Here is a 21,663-nt window from a genome sequence, read left to right as displayed (position 1 = left end):
ACGGGGTCAAGTAATGCCTTAACGCAAGAGGGCAAGAGCCGCCCGGCTTACCAGTCCGCGACGCCGGCTTCTCCGCCAGCCCCGAGCAGGGCGCGTGCCTCGGCCGCATCGAGGCCAATCTGGGCCTTGAGCTCGTCAAAGCTGGCGAACTTGCGCTCCGGCCTGAGGAAATGATGCAGCCTCACCCGCAGGGCCTTGCCGTAAAGGTCGTCGTTGCGGTCGAAGAGGTGAACCTCAAACAGCTCGCGCAGCCCGTCGACGGTCGGCCGCCGGCCGATATTGGCGACACCCGGCCACCAGTCGGTGCCGTCGAGACTGGCTTCGACGGCATAAACGCCATAACGCGGGCGCTGCGTTTCACCCAGCGCTACATTGGCGGTGGGAAAGCCGATGGTGCGGCCCCGCTTGTCGCCATGCTCGACAACACCCTCGATCTCGAAGGCGGAGCCCATCAGGCGGGCGGCGTCACCCGGATTGCCGGTATCGAGCAACTGGCGGATGGCGGTGGAGGAAAACACCATGCCGTGCTCGTCCTGCTGCGCCGGCACGATGGTCACGCCAAAGCCGAAGCGTGCGCCCGCTTCTTCCAGCAGGGCGGCATTGCCTGCCCGGTTGTGACCAAAGGTGAAATTGAAGCCGACGACCACATGGCGCGCGCCAAGCCCGTCCACCAGCACCTCACGGATGAAGCTCTCTGCACTCTGCGCGGCAAGCGCGGCATCGAACGGCAGTTCGTAATGCACCGCCACACCGCAGGCCTCCAGCCGGCGATGTTTCACCGCACCCGGAGTCAGCAGAAAAGGCGGGTCATCCGGCCGGAAATAACGCCGCGGATGCGGGGCAAAGCTGAGCACGCCAACCGGCCCGCCTGCCGCAGCGACCCGAGCCGCCTCGATCAGGGCCTGATGACCACGATGCACGCCATCGAAATTGCCGATGGCGATGGCCGCGCCGCGCGCAGTTTCCGGCAAGCCGGTATGGCTGTGATAAAGCTGCATGGCTGGCGCTTATACAGGCTGCCCGGGATGGCGAAAAGAGGACGGGCTCACCTTCGCCGCCTCCTGCCCCGGCCACTGCCATGGTTGCGTTAAATCCAGCGCACTGTAGTCTTGCAGCACGATGCCGAAAGACACGCCCCGCACCGCCGCCTTCCCCTTGATCCGAAAGGCCATTCCGGCACTTCTGTGTGGCGGCAGTGCCCTGCTTTCCGGCTGCGGATCAAAATCCTTTGCCGAGTTCATGTCGACGCCGATTTCGGACCTCTCGCTGCCCAAGGTGGACATCAAGCCGGCGCCGAGCGAAGCAACCACCTCCGAACTCAAGAAATTGCCCGCCTTCAGCGAAAAAGCGGATTCCGGCGCACTCAACCGCTGGAAGTCGAGCCCCAGCACCATTGCTGCCGACTGGCCGACGGCGAAGGATGGCGTGCCCAACATCTTGCTCAACGGCACCATGGTCCCGGCCCTGTCCGACGATGCCGCAGAAGGCGCCCATATCCCGGTACCGGCGGAGATCGCCGACAATTTCGTCGGCCGCAAAGTGACGATAACGGTCCTCGCCAAACGGACGCCCTTTGCAGGAACGGATCGCTTTTCTGTCGGATACACCAGTGCCGACGGCGTCAGTTCCGGCTGGTATCTGTTCGAACCCTCCAACATCTGGCGCCCTTACAGCTTCACCTTCTACCTGCCGGCAGTCGCCGAGACCGGGCCCGGCACGATCGGCATTCTGGCCGATGCCGATGCACGCGGACGCGCCCTGCTGGTCTCCGCCGTCGATGCCAGCGCCGCCGAAGCAGTCGACCAGAAGGCCCCACTGCCCGATGTGCTCGCCGGAGACGCCACTGCCGCGCCGGCCATGACGTCCACCACTGTCCAGAAGCCTGCGGTCGCCACTATGAACGGCATGGCCGCCGAAGGGCCGATTGGCGTCCCGGGCGCGGCTCCGGCCAAGCGCCCGGCAAAAGCCGCCCCGGCCCCGGCGGCCAAGCCGGCACCGAAACCGGCAGCGGCAGCAAAACCGGCCGAGCCGCCACCGCCCAGTTCATGGGCAGCCCTGCTCGCCTCCTATTTCGATCGCTCTTCCGCCGAGGATGGCTGGCTGCAGCTGCAAAAGCGCTTCCCGGAGCTCAACAACTATCAACCGATCTATGCGGATTACACGCAGGTCGATGGTACCCGGTTCGTCCGGCTCGAGGTTGCGCCCTTCTCCGATGAAGATGCCGTCCACACCTTCTGCATCGAGGCGGTGCCGGATCCGGCCTTCTGCACCCCGATCCCGCAGCCGTAAGGCACGCGCTCCCGGGGAAGTCAGGCTCCGGCGTCGCTCTGGGGCGCATGCCGGCCAGCACGGCGGCGGCGTGGCACCAGTGCTTCAAGCTGCTCCAGCTCACGGCGGCGGCGGCGCGCCGAGGCAAGGCTGGTCACCACCAGCCCGATCAGCACCAGGGCAGCGAAGCCGTAGGCGGCCCAGATATAACCGCCATACCCGCTCATTCCGAAATAGGCCCTGATTTCTTCCAGCATCTCGCCGCCCGTGGTCACCCGGAGACGGGCACCTTATAGAGAAGCCGAACAAAGGACCAGAGCTGAACAGGGCCCCGGCAAGTTGCGGCAACCGGACTGGAGTATATCGAAAGAATCATATTCAGCGGGTTATGCCGGGCTGGACGCCACATCTTTTAGTGTATAGATATTGAACAGGTTTTTTTGAATTCCTCCTGCGTTGTTGCCACATGCAGAAGGAAAGCGAGCGAGTTCCGGATGACTTCATTGAGCCTGTCATCGCATGCTGGACTCCCGTTTGTCGGGGGAGCGGAGAGCACGGGCCTATGAGAATAATCCTGTATGTAGAAGACAATCCGGACAACATCTACATGCTGGAGCGCCGCCTCACCCGGCGGGGCTACAAGGTGATGACGGCGCCGGATGGCGAAACCGGCCTGCAACTGGCCCGGGCCACGCCGCCTGACCTCATTCTGATGGATCTGGACCTGCCTGGAATAGATGGCTGGGAGGCGACACGCCGGTTGAAGGCGGCGCCGGAAACAGCGCATATTCCAGTCATCGCCCTTTCGGCTCATGCCATGGCGGAACACCGGGCAAGCGCACTTGAGGCCGGTTGCGACGATGTCGCTACCAAGCCTGTCGACTTTCCAAACCTGCTTGCCAAGATTGAAGCCTATTGCGGTCCGGCGTAAAGAAGCCGCAAAAGTCAATTACACAGCCATTGGTTGATTTCAGGGCGCAACGAAGCGGTGTAGCGTGGATAAAGATCAGGTCTCGATACTGATCGTCGATGACGATGAAGGTAACCGCTATACCCTGTCGCGCCGCCTGCGTCGGGACGGCTACAGCAATGTGCAGCTGGCCGAGGACGGCTCCAGCGCGCTGGAGATGATGCGCAGCCAGCGCTTCGACCTCGTTCTTCTCGATATCATGATGCCGGGCATGAATGGCTATGACGTGCTGGAAGCCCTGCGCAACCAGCCGGTCATGCAGGATGTGCCGGTTATCGTCATCTCCGCCCTGACCGAGATCGACAGCGTCGCCCGCTGCATCGAACTGGGCGCCGAGGACTATCTGCCCAAGCCCTTCAACCCCGTTCTGCTGCGTGCGCGTGTCTCCGCCAGCCTCGAAAAGCACCGCCTGCGCCAATTGCAGGTCGCGAGCTTTGAGGAGCGTGTCGAGCGCCTGATGGAGCTGGTGGTTGACGGCATCCTCATCATGGACGAGCGTGGCATCATCGAGGTGTGCAACGCCGCCGCCGCCCAGATGTTCGGCACCGACGAGGCCAGCATCCTCGATCGCCATGTCGGCGAATTCATCATGGAATTCGAGCATCTGAAGGGCGAGGAAGGCGCGTTCGAGCCGCTGGTCGCCGCCTCGGGCGCCGGCAGCACCCAGACACAGGAATGCCATGGCCAGCGCGCCGACGCGCGGGTTTTCCCGCTCGATGTCGGCATGCGCGAGCTGCATGACCGCGGCCGGCGACTGTTTGCCGTCTCCCTGCGTGACCAGACGGCACGCAAGCTGGCCGAAGAGCAGAAGCTGCGGGATGCCCTTTATGACCGCCTGACCGGCCTGCCCAACCGCAGCCTGATGATGGACCGCCTTGGCCACGCCCTGCAGCGCGTCCAGCGCTCGCGCGACCGGCGTTTCGGCCTGCTCTTCATCAATATCGACCGCTTCCGCGTGGTGAATGACAGCCTCGGCCATGCCGTCGGCGACCAGATCCTGGTCGAGATTGCCCGCCGGCTCGATGCCGCGCTGCGCCCGGGCGACAGCCTTGCGCGCCTTGGCGGCGATGAGTTCGTGGCGCTGATCGAGGATATTCCCGACTACGATGCCGCGATCCTGTGCGCAGAACGCCTGCAGCGCACGATGATCGAGCCGATCCATGTCGAGGACCAGCAGATCGTCCTGACCTGCTCCATGGGTATCCTGCTCTCCAGCGGCCAGTATGAGCGGGCCGAGGAAATGCTGCAGGACGCCGATGTAGCGATGCTGCGCGCCAAGGGCGCCGGCAAGGCACGTTTTCACGTCTTCCAGGAAGGCATGCGCTCCAGCGCCACCCGCCTCCTGCATGTGGAAAACAATCTGCGCCGGGCGCTCACCGACAATTCGGACGAGATCGTTGCCTTCTACCAGCCGGTCATCGACCTCGATACCGGCCGCATCGCCGGCTTCGAGGCGCTGGTGCGCTGGTTTGACGGCGACGGCAAGATGATGTCGCCCGGCGACTTCATCCCGCTGGCGGAAGAAACCGGCCTCATCGTGCCGCTGGGCCTGCGCGTTCTGGAACAGAGCTGCCTTCAGCTCAAGCGCTGGTCGGAGCAGAGCCCGCATGAGCTCTTCATGTCGGTCAACGTCTCCGGCCGCCAGCTCGACCAGCCTTCGGTGTTCGACGATTTCCGCTCGGTGGTGGAGCGCACGGGCGTGGACCCGTCCCGCCTCAAGCTCGAGATCACCGAAAGCGTGGTCATGGACAATCCGGACCAGACCGAGCAGCTGCTGCACCGCCTGCGCGGTCTCAAGCTCAACATCTCGGTCGACGATTTCGGAACCGGCTACTCCTCCCTCGCCTACCTGCACAAATTCCCCATCGATACGCTCAAGATCGACCGCTCCTTCATCTCCAGCATGCAGGAGAAGCAGGACAACAAGGAAATCGTGCGCGTTATCCTGGCGCTCGCCAACAGCCTCAGCCTCGAAGTCGTGGCCGAGGGTGTGGAAACGCAGGAGGAACTGCGGGTGCTGCGCGAGCTTGGATGCGGCTATGCGCAGGGCTATCTGATGGCCCGCCCGTTGCCGGCCGCAGAGGCAGAAGCCTTGCTGCTGTCCGATCCACGGTGGTAAGCCGGAAGGCCGGGTGGCACCTGCCGCCCGGACCTTCGCTTATTGCCACCGGACCCGACCTTCATGACCCACGCCGCGCCGCAGCCGATTTTCCGCCACGACTACAAGGCTCCGGACTATCTGGTTGAGCATATCGGCCTTGTCTTCAGGCTCGATGCCGAAGCCACCCGCGTCACCGCGCGCCTGACCGTGCGCCGCAATGGTACGCATGACCGGCCGATGCTGCTGAATGGCGAGAAGCTGGTACTCGATGCCGTCCGTGTGGACGGCGAAGCACTGGCCGAAGACCAGGATTACAGCGTCACCGACCGTTTCCTGTCCATCGCCCGCCCGCCGGCAGCCTTCGTGCTGGAGACCGAAGTCACCATCAACCCGTCGGCCAATACCGAGCTTGAAGGGCTCTACGTTTCCGGCGGCAACTTCTGCACCCAGTGCGAGCCGGAAGGCTTTCGCAAGATCACCTATTTTGTCGATCGGCCCGACATCATGGCGCGCTACACGGTGCGGATGGAGGCCGACAAGGCGCGCGTGCCGCTGCTGCTCTCCAACGGCAACCGTATCGACCAGGGCGAACTGGCGGACGGTCGCCATTTTGCGGTGTGGGAAGACCCGTTCCCCAAGCCCAGCTATCTCTTCGCGCTGGTAGCCGGCGACCTTGCCGGCGTGCATGACAGCTACACCACCGGCTCCGGCCGCAAGGTGGACCTCTCCATCTGGGTCCAGCATGGCAATGAGAGCAAATGCGCCCATGCCATGAAGTCGCTGCAGCAGGCGATGAAGTGGGACGAGGAGGTCTACGGTCTCGAATACGATCTCGACCTGTTCAATATCGTGGCCGTCGACGATTTCAATTTCGGCGCGATGGAAAACAAGTCGCTCAACATCTTCAACAGCAAGTATGTGCTGGCCGATCAGCAGACGGCGACCGATACCGACTATTCCAACATCGCCGGCATCGTGGCGCATGAGTATTTCCACAACTGGAGCGGCAACCGCGTTACCTGCCGCGACTGGTTCCAGCTGTCGCTGAAGGAAGGCCTTACCGTCTTCCGCGATCAGGAATTTTCCGCCGACCATGGCGAGCGCGCCGTCGAGCGCATCGGCGATGTGCGCCGCCTGCGCGCGGCCCAGTTCCCGGAGGATTCCGGCCCCCTCGCCCATCCGGTACGGCCGGACAGCTACATCGAGATCAACAACTTCTACACCTCGACGGTCTATGAGAAGGGCGCCGAGGTCGTGCGCATGTACCGCACGCTGCTGGGCGCCCGCGGCTATCGCAAGGGCACGGACCTCTACTTCCAGCGCCATGACGGCAACGCCGTTACCTGCGACGATTTCCGTGCCGCCATGGCCGATGCCAATGGCGCTGACTTCGGCCAGTTCGAGCGCTGGTACGATACCGCCGGCACCCCGGTGGTGAAGGCACAGGGCCAGTGGGATGCCGAAGCCGGCACCTATGCGCTGACGCTGACGCAGGAAGGCGATGTCGCCCGCCACATGCCGGTCGCCGTCGGCCTGATCGGTGCCGACGGGCGCGACCTGCGCCTGCGCCTTACCGGCGAGAGCATCGATGGTGCCGACAGCACCACCCGCGTGCTGGAACTGAAGCAGAAGGAAGAGACCTTCATCTTCACCAGCGTGAACACCCGGCCGGTGCCCTCCCTGTTGCGCGGCTTCTCCGCCCCGGTAAAGCTGGAGATGGAAGAGAGCGACGCCGACCTCGCCTTCCGCCTTGCTCATGACAGCGACGGCTTCAATCGCTGGGAAGCCGGACAGAAACTGGCAACCCGCCTGCTGCTTGCTCGCCTGAAGGCGGCAGAAGCCGGCAGCAACGGCCCGTCGGCCGAACCGCTCATCGATGCGCTCTCCGCCGTACTGGACAGCGGCATCCGCGAACCTGCGTTCGCCGCACTGGCCCTGACCCTGCCGGGCGAGGGTTATATCGCCGAGCAACTCGCCACGTCCGATCCGGAACAGATCCACGCAGTGCGCGAGGCCCTGCGACGGGAGATCGCCGATACGCTGTGGGACAAGCTGCAGGCAACCTATGCCGCAACGCAGGGGCACGAGCCGTTTGCCGCTACCCCTGCCCAGGCTGGCCGCCGGGCGCTGCGCAATGCCGTGCTGGCCTATATCGCCGCCGCCGGCCGGCGCGAAGCGCTCAACATGCTGCTGGCACAGTACCAGGACAGTGACAACATGACCGAGCGGCTTGCCGCGCTCACCCTGCTGGCGGATGAGACGGCGCCGGAAGCCGAGGCTGCGCTCGAGGACTTCCATACCCGCTGGCGGATGAACCCGCTGGTCATGGGCAAGTGGTTCGCCATCCAAGCTGCCTCCTCGCGCGAGGATACGCTTGCCCGCGTGCTGAAGCTCACCCAGCACCCGGCCTTCGATGCCCGCAACCCCAACAAGGTCTATGCGCTGATCGGCGGGTTTGCCTTCAGCAACCCGGCCCGCTTCAACAAGGCGGATGGCAGCGGCTATCGCTTCCTTGCCGAGCAGGCTCTTGCCATCGACAAGCTCAACCCGTCGGTCGGCGCACACCTGCTCGAGTCTCTCTCCCGCTGGCGCCGGCTGGAGCCGGGACGGGCTTCTCTTATGCAAGAGGAACTGCGCAGGGTTGTGGCGACCGCAGGTATTTCGTCTGACCTCTACGAGATCGCCAGCAAGAGCCTTGCCTGAGGCAACCCGATTTTCCACTCCGGGAAGTTGTAGCTTCGTCCGAGCATTTGCTCATGGGCCCGTTGGAATGCCCGCCTCCAACGGGCCCTTATCATATCCAGAGGTTGCAGCCTGGAATTCGGGGCCAGAACTTTAGTTATTCCAACCATAATAGCAGGTTACGCAGAGTTTAAATTTCGTTCGCCAACTAATGATTGATCCGCTTCACACTTCACAATTCCGCCATTGATCAAATTACATAACTCTGTAGCCTCACTCAAAACCTAACCCTTGGTATTATTTCCGCACCCGGAGAATGTGTCTTGTCCACCCTTCGTTACGACGAAGCCCAGCGCCGCCGCTTCGAAGTCTTCAACCTCACGCAAGGCGATATTGCCCTGCTGCAAAGCAATGCGGAGTTTGCGAGAAACCGGTTGCCGGGGCTTATCGCCTCCTGGCACGACCGTTTCGCCGCTTGGCCGGAACTGCAGCGCGCGCTGGCGAAGGAAGAGGTGCACAAGGTCCGCGTTGCCCACTGGGTGCGCGTGGTCTCCGGCGGTCTTGGTGAGGGTTTCATGGAATCCGCCCGCGCTCTGGCGGCAGCCCTCTATGACAATGGCGTTCCCGGCTATGCCGTCTCCATTTGCCACGCCATCGTCTCCAACGGCATCGCCCGCGAACTTGGCCTTGAAGAGACCACCCGCCGCGGTCTCTTCGGCAATCGCAGCGATGGCGACAAGCGCGCCGTCGCCTCTGCCCTTGTGAAGACGACCTTCCTTGATCTGGAAGTCCTGCTCGAGACCTATGCCGAGGCGGAAAAAGCCGCCAAGCAGCGCTCGATGCAGCAGGTGGCCGAGATTTTCGAAAGCAAGATGCGCAGTGTGGTGGCCGGGGTTACCGGCTCCATCAAGCAGCTTGAAAGCGCCGCCGGCAGCCTGACCAGCACCGCCCAGGCCGTGGCCGGCACCTCGGATGACGCCGCCAGCGCCTCCCGCGGCGCCGGTGAGAATGTCTCCGTCGTCGCCCACTCCGCTGAAGAGCTGCGCAGCGCCATCCACGACATCAACAAGCTTGCCGTTGAATCACGCGACGTCGCTTCCCAGGCGGTAAGCCGTGCCGGACGCACCAGCGAAACCATCAGCTCGCTCGAGCAGGCCGTCGCCCGTATCGGCAGCGTCGCCGATCTCATCACCGAGATCGCCGGCCGCACCAACCTGCTGGCACTCAATGCCACCATCGAGGCTGCCCGTGCCGGTGAAGCCGGCAAGGGCTTTGCCGTGGTGGCGCAGGAGGTCAAGACACTCGCCAACCAGACCGCGCAGGCAACCGACGAGATCTCCGGTCAGATCCGTGACATGCAGGAAGCCACCTCCTCTGCCGTCTCGGCCATTGGCGAAATCAGCCGCACCATCACCCAGATCAGCGCCGCCACCACCTCGATCGGCGCCGCGATCGAGCAGCAAAGTGCATCGACCGAGGAAATCAGCCGCAGCGCCGCCAGCGCCGCCGGCAGCAACCGCGATGCCATGCGCCTCGTGGAAGATGTGAAGCACAGCGCCGAAAACACCCGCACGGTCGCCGGTGAAATCGGCAGCGCTACCAGTTCCCTGCTCTCCCAGTCGGGCGCCCTCGAAAAAGCCGTCGAGGATTTTCTGGCGACGCTGCGCGCGGCTTGATCGCGTGAACCAAACAAAAAGCCCTCCTGCACCTGACGGCGCAGGAGGGCTTTTTTATCTGAAGCGTCTTACTTGCCGATGATCTGCGGCGCGGTGCCCGCAACCGCCGTCATCACCTCGGTAAATTCCGGATCCTTCACGCCATTCTTGCGCAGGGCGGCAGCAAGCGCGAGCCCGGTGCGGTTGAACTGGTCGGTCGTGACGTTCATGCCCTTATGGGCCTCTTCCATGCTGCGCCCCTTATAGACGCAAGGACCGCCTGCGATCTGGCAAATCTGGTCGCCCAGCAGCTGCTTGAACTTCACCATGTCGGTCTTGCGATCAGTGAAGGTCTTCAGGAGATCGGGGTCAGCTGCGACATTGGTGACAAAATCATCAACAACCGCGTCGATCGCCGGCCGGCCACCAAGCCGGTCATAAAGCGTCTGCTGCTTTGGCGGGGTGCTGCAGGCTGCCAGCGCAACAGCCGCGGCGACCAGAACGGCCTTGCCGGTAAAACGAAACATCGTCTCTCTCCCTTTTGGGGCTGGGGCCAATCGTCCATGAAAGACCGGTCATCGTGCCCGCTTGTGCCCGGGACTTTCCGCCGGCCGTAAATACTGCATCAAGAGATACGACAACCTGCGCCCTGCCGATCACCTCGCCCGCGTAAAGAATTCCAAAGCCCCTCCGTCAGGGCCGTGACGCCCCTTGGCTTGACAAGTTATTTGATCGATCTAAACCGTTACACAGCAACAAGCCCGGGGAGGATGGCAGATGAGCGAATGGTGGCGCGGCGCGGTGATGTACCAGATCTATCCCCGCAGCTTTGCCGATGCCGACGGCAACGGTATCGGCGACCTCAAGGGCATCACCGGCAAGCTCGACTACGTCGCCTCCCTTGGCGTCGACGGCATCTGGCTTTCCCCCATCAGTCCGTCGCCGATGAAGGATTTCGGCTACGATGTGTCCGACTACCGGGACATTGAACCCGAGTTCGGCACACTCGCCGACTTCGATGCCCTGCTGGAGCGCGCGCACGCGCTGGGGCTCAAGGTCGTCATCGACCAGGTCTATTCCCACAGCTCCGACGAACATCCCTGGTTTCAGGAAAGCCGCCGCTCCCGCGATAATCCAAAAGCGGACTGGTATGTCTGGGCCGACCCGAAGGCCGATGGCAGCCCGCCCAACAACTGGCTCTCCGTCTTCGGCGGCGTTGCCTGGGAGTGGGAGCCGCGGCGCCGGCAGTACTATCTGCATAATTTCGTAAAGGGCCAGCCGGACCTCAACTTCCACAATCCGGAAGTGCGGGCCGAGGTGCTGGATATCGCCCGCTTCTGGCTGAGCCGCGGCGTCGACGGTTTCCGCCTCGACACGGCAAACTTCTATACCCATGACGCGCTGCTTCGGGATAACCCGCCGCTGGCGCGCAACAGCGTGCCGGAAAACCCCTATGACATGCAGGACCATGTCTATGACAAGGACCGGCCGGAAAACCTGCCCTTCGTCACCCGCCTGCGCTCGGTGCTGGATGAGTTTGACGAGCGCATGATCGTGGCCGAACTCGGCACCGAAAATTTCATGCCGATGATGGCGGCCTATACCGACGGGCCGGAGCGCTACCACACTGCCTACAGCTTCGTTTTCCTGCACCCGCCCTTCGGCGCGGATTATATTCGCCGCAATGTCGAAGAACTGCTGCGCGAGGCCCCCGGGGCCTGGCCGAGCTGGGCCTTCAGCAATCACGATGTGATCCGCGTGATGAGCCGCTGGGTGCCGGAGGACAAGAGCCCCGCCAAGGCAAAGGCCTTTCTGGCGCTCGTCACCTCGCTGCGCGGCACCGCCTTCCTCTATCAGGGAGAGGAGCTGGGCCTGACCGAAGCCGACGTGCCCTTCGAGCGCATCGTCGACCCCAAGGGCCTTGCCTTCTGGCCCGAAGACAAGGGCCGCGACGGTTGCCGCACGCCCATGCCGTGGGACGGCACCCTGCCCCATGCCGGCTTCAGCCCCGCGGGTGTCGAGCCCTGGCTGCCGGTCGGCGGTAACCACCCCGCCCTCAGCGTCGCCAGCCAGTCGGCAGACCCCACCTCCACGCTTGCCTATTCAAGGCGTTTTCTGGCCTGGCGGCGCCAGCAGCCGGCAATGAAGACGGGCAGCATCCGCTTTCTGGATGCTGACGAGCCGGTGCTCGCCTTTCTGCGTGAGGAAGCCGGCCAGCGTATTCTGGCTGTCTTCAATCTTTCGGGTTCACCCCGGTCCTTCAAGGCAAGCGGCCTTGCCCTCTCGCCGGTGCCGGAAGCCACCCTGGACGCAACGCTCGCAGGCGAGACTGTTGCCCTTGGCCCCTGGGGGGGCTTGTTCGCCACGCTCTGATGGGGCATGCCATGAAGCCTGAGCGCAGCAGAAGGCAATCATGGCATTTCCGCATGACTTTACCTGGGGTGTCGCCACCTCCGCCTACCAGATCGAAGGGGCAACCCGGCAAGGCCGCCGCGCGCCTTCAATCTGGGACCGTTTCAGCCACACACCCGGCAAGGTAAAGGGCGGCGAAACCGGAGACATCGCCTGCGACCACTACAACCGGTGGCGGGAAGATATCGGCCATATGAAGGAGCTGGGCGTTGGCGCCTATCGCTTCTCCATCGCCTGGCCCCGCATCCAGCCGGAAGGGCGCGGCTGGATCAACCCGGAAGGTCTTGATCATTACAGCGCCCTGATCGACGGGCTGCTGGAAGCCGGCATCGAGCCGTGGCCCACGCTCTATCACTGGGACCTGCCCCTGATGCTGGAAGAGCGCGGCGGCTGGCGCTCGCGCGATACTGCCTGGCGTTTTGCCGATTATGCCGAGGCCGTCATTCGCCGCATCGGCGACCGTGCGCGCCATGTGGCAACGCTTAACGAGCCGGCAGTCACCAGCTGGCTTGGCCATGGCATCGGCATCCACGCCCCGGGCTTTGCCAGCGAGCGGGCGCTGCTGGCCAGCATCCATCATCAAAATCTGGCTCACGGCCTCGCCGTGCAGGCCATGCGGGCACACGATGGCGGCCTCAGGCTTTCCTGCGTCCATGTCGGCGCTCCCGTCCGCCCGGCAGAGCCGGAGCGGGATAATGAGGAAGCGGCCGATATCTTCTCTACCTTCTGGAACCGGGCTTTCGCCGATCCGCAATGGCTCGGCAAATATCCCGAGCGGCTGGCCGAACCGATGCGCGAATGGATCGAGCCGGAAGATATGGCCCAGATCCACCAGCCGCTCGACTGGTACGGCATCAACCATTACAGCCCGCTTTATGCCGCACGCGATCCGGAAGGGCCGCTTGGTGTGCGCATCGCCGCGCCGACGCCGGACCGGCCGGTGACCGGCATCGGCTGGGAGGTCGACCCGTCCGCCTTTGCCGAAACGCTGATGGAAATTGCCCGGCGCTACGACATGCCGCCGATCTATGTGACCGAGAACGGCCTTGGCCAGCCGGAAAGCCCCGGCAAGGACGGCACGGTGGCGGACCATGAGCGCATCGACTATCTGCGCGCCTATATCGACACGCTGCGCCAGAGCGTGGAGAGCGGTGTCGATGTGCGCGGCTACTTTGCCTGGACATTGATGGACAATTTTGAATGGGCCGAGGGCTATGATGCCCGCTTCGGCCTCATGAGCCTTGCGCCGGAAACGCTGAACCGGCGTCCCAAGGCGAGTTACCACTGGTACCAGCAGCTCATCGACAGCAATGGCGAGAGGCTCTGAATGCTGCGCGAAGCCCTTGAATGGATGACGACGCCGGCGCCGGCGATTGCGCGCAAGCTGGGTTATCTCGGCGAGGCCATTGCCACCAGCGCCCGCGGCCGCCGGCAACACAAGGCCTGGCAGGAACATCGGGAGCGCACCCGCCGCGCCCTGGTCACAGCCAGCGAGGGCCTTGGCGGCACGGCGGCCCTGCTTGGTGCCGGTATCATCGACGATATCCCGCTGGCGGAACTGTCAGCCCGCTTCGAAAAGCTGGTGCTGGTCGATATCGTGCATCTGGCCCCGGTCAAACAGGCCGCCCGGCAACTCGGCAATATCGAGCTTGTCTGCGCCGACCTGACCGGCATGGCCCCGGCGCTCTATCGCTGGCAACCGGGCAAAGCATTACCCGAACCTGCACCGGGCGCTCTTGCCGGACGGGAGCTGGATTTTATCGCCTCGGTCAATCTGGCCGGCCAGTTGCCGGTCATCCCGCTCCGGCGCCTTGGCCGCTACCTTGATGAGACGCAGGCCGCAGCGCTGGAAGCGGCGATCATCGCCGCCCATTTCGGCCATTTGCGGAGTTTCAACTGTCCGGCGCTTTTCATCGGAGAGGTAGAGCGGCGCTACAGCGACCGTTCCGGCAACACCGAAACGGCACCGGCCCTGCCGGGAGTGACACTGCCGCCGGCGTTTGACGAATGGATGTGGTCGCTGGCGCCGCTTGGCGAAATCAACCGCAACACGGCACTGGAGTGCCGTGTGCAGGCCGTCAGGCTCACCGGCTAGCACAAGATCAGAGCTTGATGACCAGATCGTCTTCCGCCGAGCGGTTCTCGGCGTGAAGGCGCTGTTCCTCGGCCAGGGCATTGAGCGCCGCAGCAAGGTCCGCGCCCTGCTTCATCAGCGCCAGATGCTGGTCGACGGCCTGGGCATTGTCATCAAGCCCGAGGCACAGGCCGGAGAGCACAGCCAGATGGATCGCCATGTCAGTACCGTTCTCGGTATTGACGATGCCAAGAGGCTCCCAGGCGGCCTGCACGGCTGACAGCAGCTCGTTCAGCTGCTGGATCTGGGCCTGAACCTCACTGGTAAAGTCACCCGACATGCTCTCGTTCCTGCACTGCTAGGGATTGTGATCCGGATAGGAGCCTAAAGCAGCGGAAGCACGCTGCCAACTGGCTCAATCGACTTGTTGTTCCTTCACTTCAGCAAAACGCCGGGCGGAAACTTCGTCGATCCGCTCCTTGAACGCCGTATCGGCATGCATCAGCCGCTGCAAGTCCCGGCTTTTCAGCACCAGAAGCTGGCAATAACCCAGCGCAATGACATCTGCCGTTCGCAAGCCGCCCGGCGACAACAACGCCAGCTCGCCGAAGAATTCACCTGTTTTCAGCAGCTTGGGCTCCGGCGCCACCGCCACCTGCACGACACCGGAAGCAATGAAATACATCGCATCGCCATGGTCGCCGCGACGGATTACCTGCTGGCCCGGCAGCGCCAGCGTGGGCGACAGCAGCCGGGCAAGGCGGCTGACCTGGTCTGGTGCCAGACCGGCAAACAGCGGCAGCCGGCCGATCAGCGCCTCGGGCTCGAGCCCGAGATCGAGCCTGAGCGGCTTGAGCTCTGCCGAACGCACCCGGCGCTGCGCTTCCAGCGCCCGCAGCACGTCGCCCGAAATGGTGCCTTCCTGGAACAGACGGCTGTGTTCCGCGGCTTCCAGTCGCAGGGCAAGGCGGGTGAGGATGCGGGCCTCCATCGCCAGCGCATAATCGGGATATTGCAGGGCAAGCGCACTGATGGCCCGCTCGATGCGCGCCAGACGTTCGCGTACCAGCGCGTGGACCTGATAGCCGGTCCCCTCGCCGACCAGCTGGGCCAGGCGGTCCTTCACATAGGCGTCCAGCTCCTGCACCACCATGCGGGTCAGTACCAGCATCTCGTACCGGCCAGCCAGCAGGCTCTCGATGGGGCGTTGCAGGCCGAAATGCCGCTGCAGCCACAAGGCCACGCGCACCAGCGTGGGGAACCGAAGCGTCTGCGCCAGAGTGGAGATGTAGCCGCCAAGCCCTTCCGTCAGGGTGGCGTCACGCAGCCGGCCCGCCTGCGCGCTCAGATGCCGCACCATGTCCCGGCTGATGACGCGGTCGCGGAAATACCCCATCACCCGCTCCTGCTCATACCCCTCCAGCAGGATAAGGGCGCCCCGCAGTGCAGCGGCTGACCCGTCCTTGGGTCCGGCAAGCGCAGCCTCCAGCGAGAAAGCGGCCAGCTGGTCGTGATAGAACCCTTCCACCTGCTCCACCGCTACCGGACGGATGGCATGGCTTTCCGCGAGGGAAGAAAGGCGCGAGCGAATATTTTCCATCGACAGTGACAGCACGCGATCGCGCAGTGCCAGTTCCGCCGCCGTCAGCTTGTCGAGCCCAAGACGCCGCACCAGCGGGCGCAGGCTGGTGGCATTGACCAGCAGCGTAAACAGCACGAAGCCCGAGGAGAGCACGCCGGCGGCATGCCGCAACTCGCCCGAAAGCGTGCGGTTCTCCACCACGGCCACGGCAAGTGCGAGCGTGACGGCGCCGCGCACACCGCCCCAGACAATGGCCAGTTTGTAGCGCCACTGAATGCGGCAGGCGGCCGAGAACAGCCCCATCAGCGGCAGGATGCCCCAGAGCACCGCTGCACGGGCAATAAGCGCGGAGGCAACCATCGCCACCAGCGCCACCCCGTCCTTCCAGTTGGCGGCGAACATCAGGCGCGGCACCAGCATGGTGGCGATCAGGAACACCAGCGAATTGGCCCAATGGCCAAGCTGCTCCCACACCTCCACCATCGTGTCCCAGTTATCGGCGGCGATGCGCAGGCGCCCGGCCGAGCCGGTCAGCAGGCCGGCGATCACCACCGCCACCACGCCGGAAACGTGGAAATATTCGGCCGTGAGGTAGGAGCCGTAGGCAAGGCTGACGGTCAGTGTGATTTCCGCTGCCCGCTCGCCACGCAGGACCGGCATGACCAGCAGCGCCGCCCCCGCTGTAATGCCTCCGACAAGCATGCCGCCGGCAAATTCCTGCAGGAAACCGAGAATGCCGGGGACCAATCCCGCGGCGGTGTTGCCGCCGACCATGGCCAGCAGAACGGCAATAATGGCGATGGCGGCAGCGTCGTTGAAAAGGCTCTCGCCCTCCACCAGCACACGCAGTTGCACCGGCGCACCCAGATCGCGGAAGAGCGCAACGACCGCTGCCGGATCGGTAGTGGAGACAATCGCCGCGATGATGAGACAGCCGATGAGACTGAGCGGCAGCACCCACCACAGGGCAAGGCCGATAACGGCGGTAGCGACGATGACGGCGACAATGGCGAGCACCAGCACCGGTGCCAGCGCATCCATCATGCGGCGCACATTGATGCCCATCGCCATTTCGAACAGCAGCACGGGCAGAAAGATGGTGAGGATGACCTCGGGGCTGAAACCAAGCCCGAGTGCCGGTTCGCCCGTGGCCGTGTGGGGCCCGAGGGCAGGAACAAGCAGCGCGCCGAAGCCCAGCAACAAACCGGTTGCCGCCAGCAGGACCTGGAGGGGAATTCTGAGCCGGACGGCAAGTGGCGACAGCAAGCTGACGATCACCAGCAGAACGGCCAGAAAAGTCACCATGGTGACAATCGAAAACACCCTCGCGCGCCCCCTTCAGCACAAACCCGGACCAGATGGAGCACGCGGTGCGCGCTCAACCGAAGCCGATATCTCTCAAAGCCTGTTCTATATGCTCGGGCAGCGGAGCGGAATCCCCCGCCGCGCCGGAGAGATCGGGCGGCGCATCCCTGGGGTCCAGATACCGCCAGCCCTGAAAGGGCCGGTGGCGCCTGATCTCCACAGGGATGAGCTCCGGATCGAGCATCAGCCGGACGAAGGAATTGCCTTCCACATCCGTATGCGGCTCAATGCCGGTCAGGCGCTGGCGGGCGCGGGTATAGCCCTTGATGATCCAGTAGATCGATCCGCCATCCAGCAGTTCGGCCTCGCGGCGCGGGGTCATGCGCGTCTGGTGATAGACGGCCCCTTTGTCGCGCAGGCGCTCCTGCTGCCAGAAAGCCAGATCCTCGATGCTTTCGGTACCGACGCTGAGCTTGATGAGATGCAGGGCCACGGCAAACGCCACCTTGATTTTTCAGACCGCACCGGTCGGGCGGTGATCTTTACTCTGGCGAAGGGGTAGCGCCTTGGCGGCGCGGGTCAAGCCCCTGCATTGATCAAAAGATGCATGGCTGCCTGCTGCACCCTACCCACAAAACAGGATTTGTACTGGCGGGTCAGGCTGCTAAAACAGAAAACAGCCGCTCCTGATCGTAATCGCCCGGGGAATGACCTCTTGCCAAAGGATGCCGCCCGGCAGCTCAGCCCGTGGATCGCTGGCATTCTCATCTGGCTCGGCCTGACCGCTGCCGGTGGTTTTGTCACTTTTCACCAGATCAATGCCGAGCGCATGCGGCAGGCCGTTGCGCTCGACAACAACATCGGCGCATCCGCGGTCCTGCTCCAGCAATATGTCGAGCGCAGTTTCGACACCGTCAGCCTTGTGCTGGGGGGTGTTGCCGACCGCTCCAGCTTCGATAATGAAGGCGATATTGCCTCGCTATCGGTGCGCATGACCGGTTTCCTCAACCGGGCCCTCGACCGGTTGCCGCAGGCGAGCGGCTGGGTAATCGTCGGCGCTGACGGCCGTATCGCCATGCCCGGCCGGCCGGGTAACGGGCTCTATGTTGGCGACCGGGCCTATTTTAATGAAATCCAGCGCGACCCGACATCGCCGCTGTTCGTCGGCAGCCCCATCCATTCCCGCATCTCCGGCGGTCGGCTGATCCCGCTCAGCCTGGCGCTCAAGGATGGTGATGACAAATTCATCGGGGTCATCGTCGTCAATCTCGATGCGGCCTTTACCCGTGCCCAGCTCGATCAGGCCGCCGTCTCGCTGGAAGAAGGCCTGGCCTTCCTGATCCATGACAACGGCCAGATTCTTGCCGTTGGCGGCGATGAGGCCGGACGCATTGATCTCGAGCAGCCCTTGCGCGAGCTGCAGGAAGCGCCTCCCGCCGGCACAAGAACATCCTCCCCCGGCGTGATCACCGAAACGGCCAGCCTTGCCGGTCAGCCGGGGCCGTGGCGGTTCGATGTGCGCCATCTGGTGGGTTTGCCGCTGAGCGTCGTGATCGCCGCGCCCGTCGCCCCGATGATGGGCAATATGCACGACATCGAAGTGCGCAATCTGGTGACGCTGGGTTCGCTCAGCCTGCTGCTTGCCCTGCTGCTGGTAGCGCTTATCCGTGCGCAGTCTTTGCAACGCCGTGCGCTGACCTCTGCCCTGGCAGCAGACAAGGCCAAGAGCAATTTCCTCGCCTTCATGAGCCACGAGATCCGCACCCCGATGACGGCGGTGCTGGGCATGAACCGGCTGATGCTGGAGACGCCGCTGAGCGATACCCAGCGCGGTTACGCCGATGCCGTGATGCATGCCGGCGAAGCGTTGCTGGTCATCGTCAACGACATTCTCGATCTCTCCAAGCTTGAGGCCGGCGAACTTGTGCTGGCGGCGGAAGATTTTGCTCCCGAGCAATTGCTGGACGAGGTGGTGTCCCTGCTGGGCCCGATGGCGCGCGACAAGGGGCTCGCCATGAAGACAGAGCTTGTCGGCAGGCCGCTTCCCTATCTCAAGGGCGATATCCAGCGCCTGCGGCAAATACTCTTCAACTATCTCAACAACGCCATCAAGTTCACCCGGCAGGGCAGCATCCTGCTGCGCCTGACTGTGGAAAACGCCGGAGAAGGCCTCTACAGCTTCCGCCTTGAGGTCATCGATACCGGCCCCGGTATCGCCGAAGAGATGCAGTCCCGCCTGTTCCAGCCCTTCGTCCAGGTGCATGGCCTCAGCCGCGCGGCCCCCACCGGTACAGGCCTTGGTCTTGCGATCTGCCGTCAGCTGGCAACGCTGATGGGGGGCACGGTCGGGGTGGAAAGCGTGGTTGGCGTGGGCAGCCGTTTCTGGTTTACCGCAACCCTGCCGCTCGGCGACAAGCCGGAGGAAGTTGACTTCAGCGCGCTGGACCTGCATGGCGCTGCTGAACCGATGCAGGTGCTGGTGGTCGAGGATGTCGAGCTGAACCAGCTGCTGCTGCGTGACTCACTCTCCCGGCGCGGCCATCAGATCACCGTCACCGGCAACGGCGCGGAGGCGCTTCAGGTACTGGACCGGCGCAGCTTCGACATCGCTCTTGTCGATATCCACATGCCGGTGATGGACGGGGAGCAGTTCATCCGGGTCCTGCGTCAACGTGAAGGTGCCAGCGTCCACATGCCCGCCATCGCCCTTACCGCCAACGCCATGGAAGTCCAGCAGCGCGGCTATATAACCGCCGGCTTCGACGCCTGCGTGACCAAGCCGATAGACTGGTCAAGGCTGCTGCGCGAGATGCATCGCCTGGCGGGTACCGGCCGGATTGCCCCGGAAGAGCCGGAAATGACCGCCGAGCCGCAGGCAGAGACTGCTGCCGGAACGCCGCCGCAAGATACCGCCCCGACTGCGGCAATCCCTGAAGACTTCACCGGCCCCGCCCTGCGGGAGCTCGTCCAGCAGCTGGGCGGGCAGACGGTGCGCAACTACCTTTCCCGGCTCGCTGCGGACGGCGAAGAACTGGTCCGCAGCTATGAGGACAAGTCCCTGCCGGCAGAGGAGCGCAAACGTGCCGCCCACAGCCTCAAGGGGACCAGCGCCAATCTCGGCATCACCCGGCTGGCCGACGTTGCGGCCTGGGCGGAAACGGTGGTTGAAACCGGCAGCGAGATCGAACGCGATGCCGCCATCAGCGGCCTCAGGATGGCCTTCAACACCTATGTGGCGCAGCTGGGCCAGCTGCCGCCCTCGTGGCCGCAATGACCGCCCATCGCCCGGCAAAGCTGCATCTCTCCATCGCCCTGCCTGGTGGCGGCGCCCATGGCGCCTATAGCTGGGGCGTCCTGGATGCGCTGATGGAATGGCAGGACCGCTCCGGCCTGCTTGAACTCGACATGCTGGTTGGCGCCAGCTCCGGTGCCGTCAACGCCGCAGCCCTTCTCTGCGGTCTGCATGAAGGCGGGCCCGGGGGTGCGCGGCGGCGGCTTGCCAGCCTGTGGCAGGCAACCGGGCGCATGGGCATGATGCCGGGTCTTTCGCCCGGCGCATTCGACCGCGCCATCAGCGCCTGGGGCCTGCCCAATTTCCATCTGGGCTGGTCTGGGTTCGACACGCTGGTGCGTTCGCTCTCGCCCTATCAGATGAACCCGCTCGGCATCAATCCACTGCGACCGATCTTTGAAGAGCAGCTTCCGGCGGATCTGCTCGCCTCCGCCCTTTCAAACAAGGTTCTGCCGCGGCTCTTCGTCAGCACCACCGATGCCGAAACCGGCGCCCCGCGTCTGTTTGAAGGCAGCGAGGTTACCGGCGCCGTGCTGCTGGCGTCTGGCACGCTGCCCTTCCTGATGCCGGCCGAGGAAATCGACGGTGCGCGCCTGTGGGACGGCAGTTACAGCGGCAACCCGCCGCTCGGCCCGGTGCTGGAACAGGGACGTGCGAGCGACCTGCTGATCATCGACATTACGCCGGCCCGGCGCCCGGACGTGCCGACCAGCCCGACGGCCATCTTCGACCGGCTGACCGAAATTGCCATGGCACAGCTGCTGGAAGGGGAAATCGCCGCCATCGAGACGACCAACCGGCTGATCGAAACCGGTGCCCTTGATGCGGCCCGCGCCGGGGTTCGCCCGATCCGTCTGCACCGCGTCTCCGCCTGCAAAAGGCTGGGCTCCCTGCCCGCCGCCAGCAAACTGGATGCGGACCCTGCCTTTATCGACAGCCTGTTCGCGGAGGGCCGGCAAGCGGGGCTGGACTGGCTCACCGCCATCCGGCCCGAGACAGCAAAGGGCTCCCCGGCCGAAACTCAGGCGAGTTCTTCGTAACTTTCGCCCTTGGGCGGGCCGGAGAGCAGTGCCTTCGCTTCCTCAAAGCGCTGCGGCGGCGTTGCGGCCAGCGCCGCCTTGTGGTCGGCAGCACTGCGCCAGCGCTCCACCACCACAAAATGCCCGTCATCCTTGGCATGACGCAGCAATTCGATGCCAAGGCAGCCCTCGGCCGCCGCAATAACCGGCAGCCGCGCGAGCAGGAAATTTTCCAGCGCCTCTTCCTGGCCGTCGCGGGCGGTAAACTGATTGAGCCGTCGAAGTGCCATGGGAACGCCTTTG

The 21,663-nt window shown here is 64.1% G+C and carries 17 protein-coding genes; 10 read left to right on the top strand and 7 right to left on the bottom strand.

Annotated features, from left to right (window positions below; genetic code table 11):
- Window positions 1-47: 47 nt before the first annotated feature.
- On the bottom strand, window positions 48-998 hold the full coding sequence (locus QTL98_RS08440) for a bifunctional riboflavin kinase/FAD synthetase (protein WP_445681776.1): 951 nt from the start codon (window positions 996-998) through the stop codon (window positions 48-50).
- 121 nt (window positions 999-1,119) lie between these two features.
- Here QTL98_RS08440 and QTL98_RS08435 point away from each other — a divergent pair, with 121 nt between their 5' ends.
- The gene (locus tag QTL98_RS08435; protein WP_445681775.1) at window positions 1,120-2,289 is read left to right on the top strand and encodes a hypothetical protein; all 1,170 of its coding nucleotides are present in this window, start codon (window positions 1,120-1,122) and stop codon (window positions 2,287-2,289) included.
- Between the two features lie 20 nt (window positions 2,290-2,309).
- Here QTL98_RS08435 and ccmD read toward each other — a convergent pair whose 3' ends face one another.
- Window positions 2,310-2,543 carry a heme exporter protein CcmD gene (gene ccmD / locus QTL98_RS08430; protein WP_445681774.1) on the bottom strand — a complete coding sequence of 78 codons (234 nt, stop codon included), beginning with the start codon at window positions 2,541-2,543 and terminating at the stop codon, window positions 2,310-2,312.
- Window positions 2,544-2,830: 287 nt separating this feature from the next.
- Between ccmD and QTL98_RS08425 the strand changes: the two genes are divergently transcribed.
- The 4 genes from QTL98_RS08425 (at window position 2,831) to QTL98_RS08410 (ending at window position 9,697) form a co-directional block, all read left to right on the top strand.
- Window positions 2,831-3,199: a response regulator gene (locus tag QTL98_RS08425; protein ID WP_445681773.1), complete on the top strand. Its 369-nt coding sequence runs from the start codon at window positions 2,831-2,833 to the stop codon at window positions 3,197-3,199.
- A 64-nt stretch (window positions 3,200-3,263) separates the two neighbouring features.
- A complete protein-coding gene (locus QTL98_RS08420) occupies window positions 3,264-5,357 on the top strand; it encodes a putative bifunctional diguanylate cyclase/phosphodiesterase (protein WP_445681772.1) in 2,094 nt (697 codons plus the stop codon).
- Between the two features lie 63 nt (window positions 5,358-5,420).
- Window positions 5,421-8,042, top strand: a complete 2,622-nt coding sequence (gene pepN, locus QTL98_RS08415; protein WP_445681771.1) for an aminopeptidase N — start codon at window positions 5,421-5,423, stop codon at window positions 8,040-8,042.
- Between the two features lie 302 nt (window positions 8,043-8,344).
- Window positions 8,345-9,697, top strand: coding sequence for a methyl-accepting chemotaxis protein (locus QTL98_RS08410; RefSeq protein WP_445681770.1), 1,353 nt, complete (start codon window positions 8,345-8,347; stop codon window positions 9,695-9,697).
- A gap of 68 nt (window positions 9,698-9,765) precedes the next feature.
- Here QTL98_RS08410 and QTL98_RS08405 read toward each other — a convergent pair whose 3' ends face one another.
- Window positions 9,766-10,203, bottom strand: a complete 438-nt coding sequence (locus QTL98_RS08405) for a group I truncated hemoglobin (protein ID WP_445681769.1) — start codon at window positions 10,201-10,203, stop codon at window positions 9,766-9,768.
- 250 nt (window positions 10,204-10,453) lie between these two features.
- Between QTL98_RS08405 and QTL98_RS08400 the strand changes: the two genes are divergently transcribed.
- The 3 genes from QTL98_RS08400 to QTL98_RS08390 are packed head-to-tail and all read left to right on the top strand — an operon-like array spanning window position 10,454 to window position 14,183.
- On the top strand, window positions 10,454-12,049 hold the full coding sequence (locus QTL98_RS08400) for an alpha-glucosidase family protein (protein WP_445681768.1): 1,596 nt from the start codon (window positions 10,454-10,456) through the stop codon (window positions 12,047-12,049).
- Window positions 12,050-12,089: 40 nt separating this feature from the next.
- Window positions 12,090-13,415 carry a GH1 family beta-glucosidase gene (locus QTL98_RS08395; RefSeq protein ID WP_445681767.1) on the top strand — a complete coding sequence of 442 codons (1,326 nt, stop codon included), beginning with the start codon at window positions 12,090-12,092 and terminating at the stop codon, window positions 13,413-13,415.
- On the top strand, window positions 13,416-14,183 hold the full coding sequence (locus QTL98_RS08390; protein ID WP_445681766.1) for a hypothetical protein: 768 nt from the start codon (window positions 13,416-13,418) through the stop codon (window positions 14,181-14,183). It begins immediately after the preceding gene.
- Between the two features lie 7 nt (window positions 14,184-14,190).
- On the opposite strand, the gene QTL98_RS08385 is transcribed toward QTL98_RS08390, so the two are convergent.
- The 3 genes from QTL98_RS08385 to QTL98_RS08375 all read right to left on the bottom strand — a co-directional run bounded on the left by QTL98_RS08385 (window position 14,191) and on the right by QTL98_RS08375 (window position 17,542).
- Window positions 14,191-14,502, bottom strand: coding sequence for a hypothetical protein (locus QTL98_RS08385; RefSeq protein WP_445681765.1), 312 nt, complete (start codon window positions 14,500-14,502; stop codon window positions 14,191-14,193).
- A gap of 75 nt (window positions 14,503-14,577) precedes the next feature.
- Window positions 14,578-17,067, bottom strand: a complete 2,490-nt coding sequence (locus QTL98_RS08380) for a cation:proton antiporter (protein WP_445681764.1) — start codon at window positions 17,065-17,067, stop codon at window positions 14,578-14,580.
- A gap of 55 nt (window positions 17,068-17,122) precedes the next feature.
- Window positions 17,123-17,542, bottom strand: a complete 420-nt coding sequence (locus QTL98_RS08375) for a DUF1489 family protein (protein ID WP_445681763.1) — start codon at window positions 17,540-17,542, stop codon at window positions 17,123-17,125.
- A gap of 222 nt (window positions 17,543-17,764) precedes the next feature.
- Between QTL98_RS08375 and QTL98_RS08370 the strand changes: the two genes are divergently transcribed.
- Complete coding sequence (locus QTL98_RS08370) at window positions 17,765-20,323, top strand: hybrid sensor histidine kinase/response regulator (protein WP_445681762.1); 2,559 nt, start codon at window positions 17,765-17,767, stop codon at window positions 20,321-20,323.
- Entirely contained in the window at window positions 20,320-21,381 is a 1,062-nt protein-coding gene (locus QTL98_RS08365; RefSeq protein ID WP_445682111.1) for a patatin-like phospholipase family protein, read from the top strand. The genes QTL98_RS08370 and QTL98_RS08365 overlap by 4 nt, the downstream gene beginning before the upstream one ends.
- Here the strand turns inward: QTL98_RS08365 and QTL98_RS08360 are convergent.
- A complete protein-coding gene (locus QTL98_RS08360) occupies window positions 21,363-21,650 on the bottom strand; it encodes a putative quinol monooxygenase (RefSeq protein ID WP_445681761.1) in 288 nt (95 codons plus the stop codon). The two genes, QTL98_RS08365 and QTL98_RS08360, sit on opposite strands and share 19 nt — an antisense overlap.
- Between the last annotated feature and the right edge of the window lie 13 nt (window positions 21,651-21,663).

Source organism: Radicibacter daui (genome assembly GCA_030657355.1).
Taxonomy (GTDB): Bacteria; Pseudomonadota; Alphaproteobacteria; order Radicibacterales; family Radicibacteraceae; genus Radicibacter; species Radicibacter daui.
This window is presented reverse-complemented; position numbering and strand designations above follow the sequence as displayed.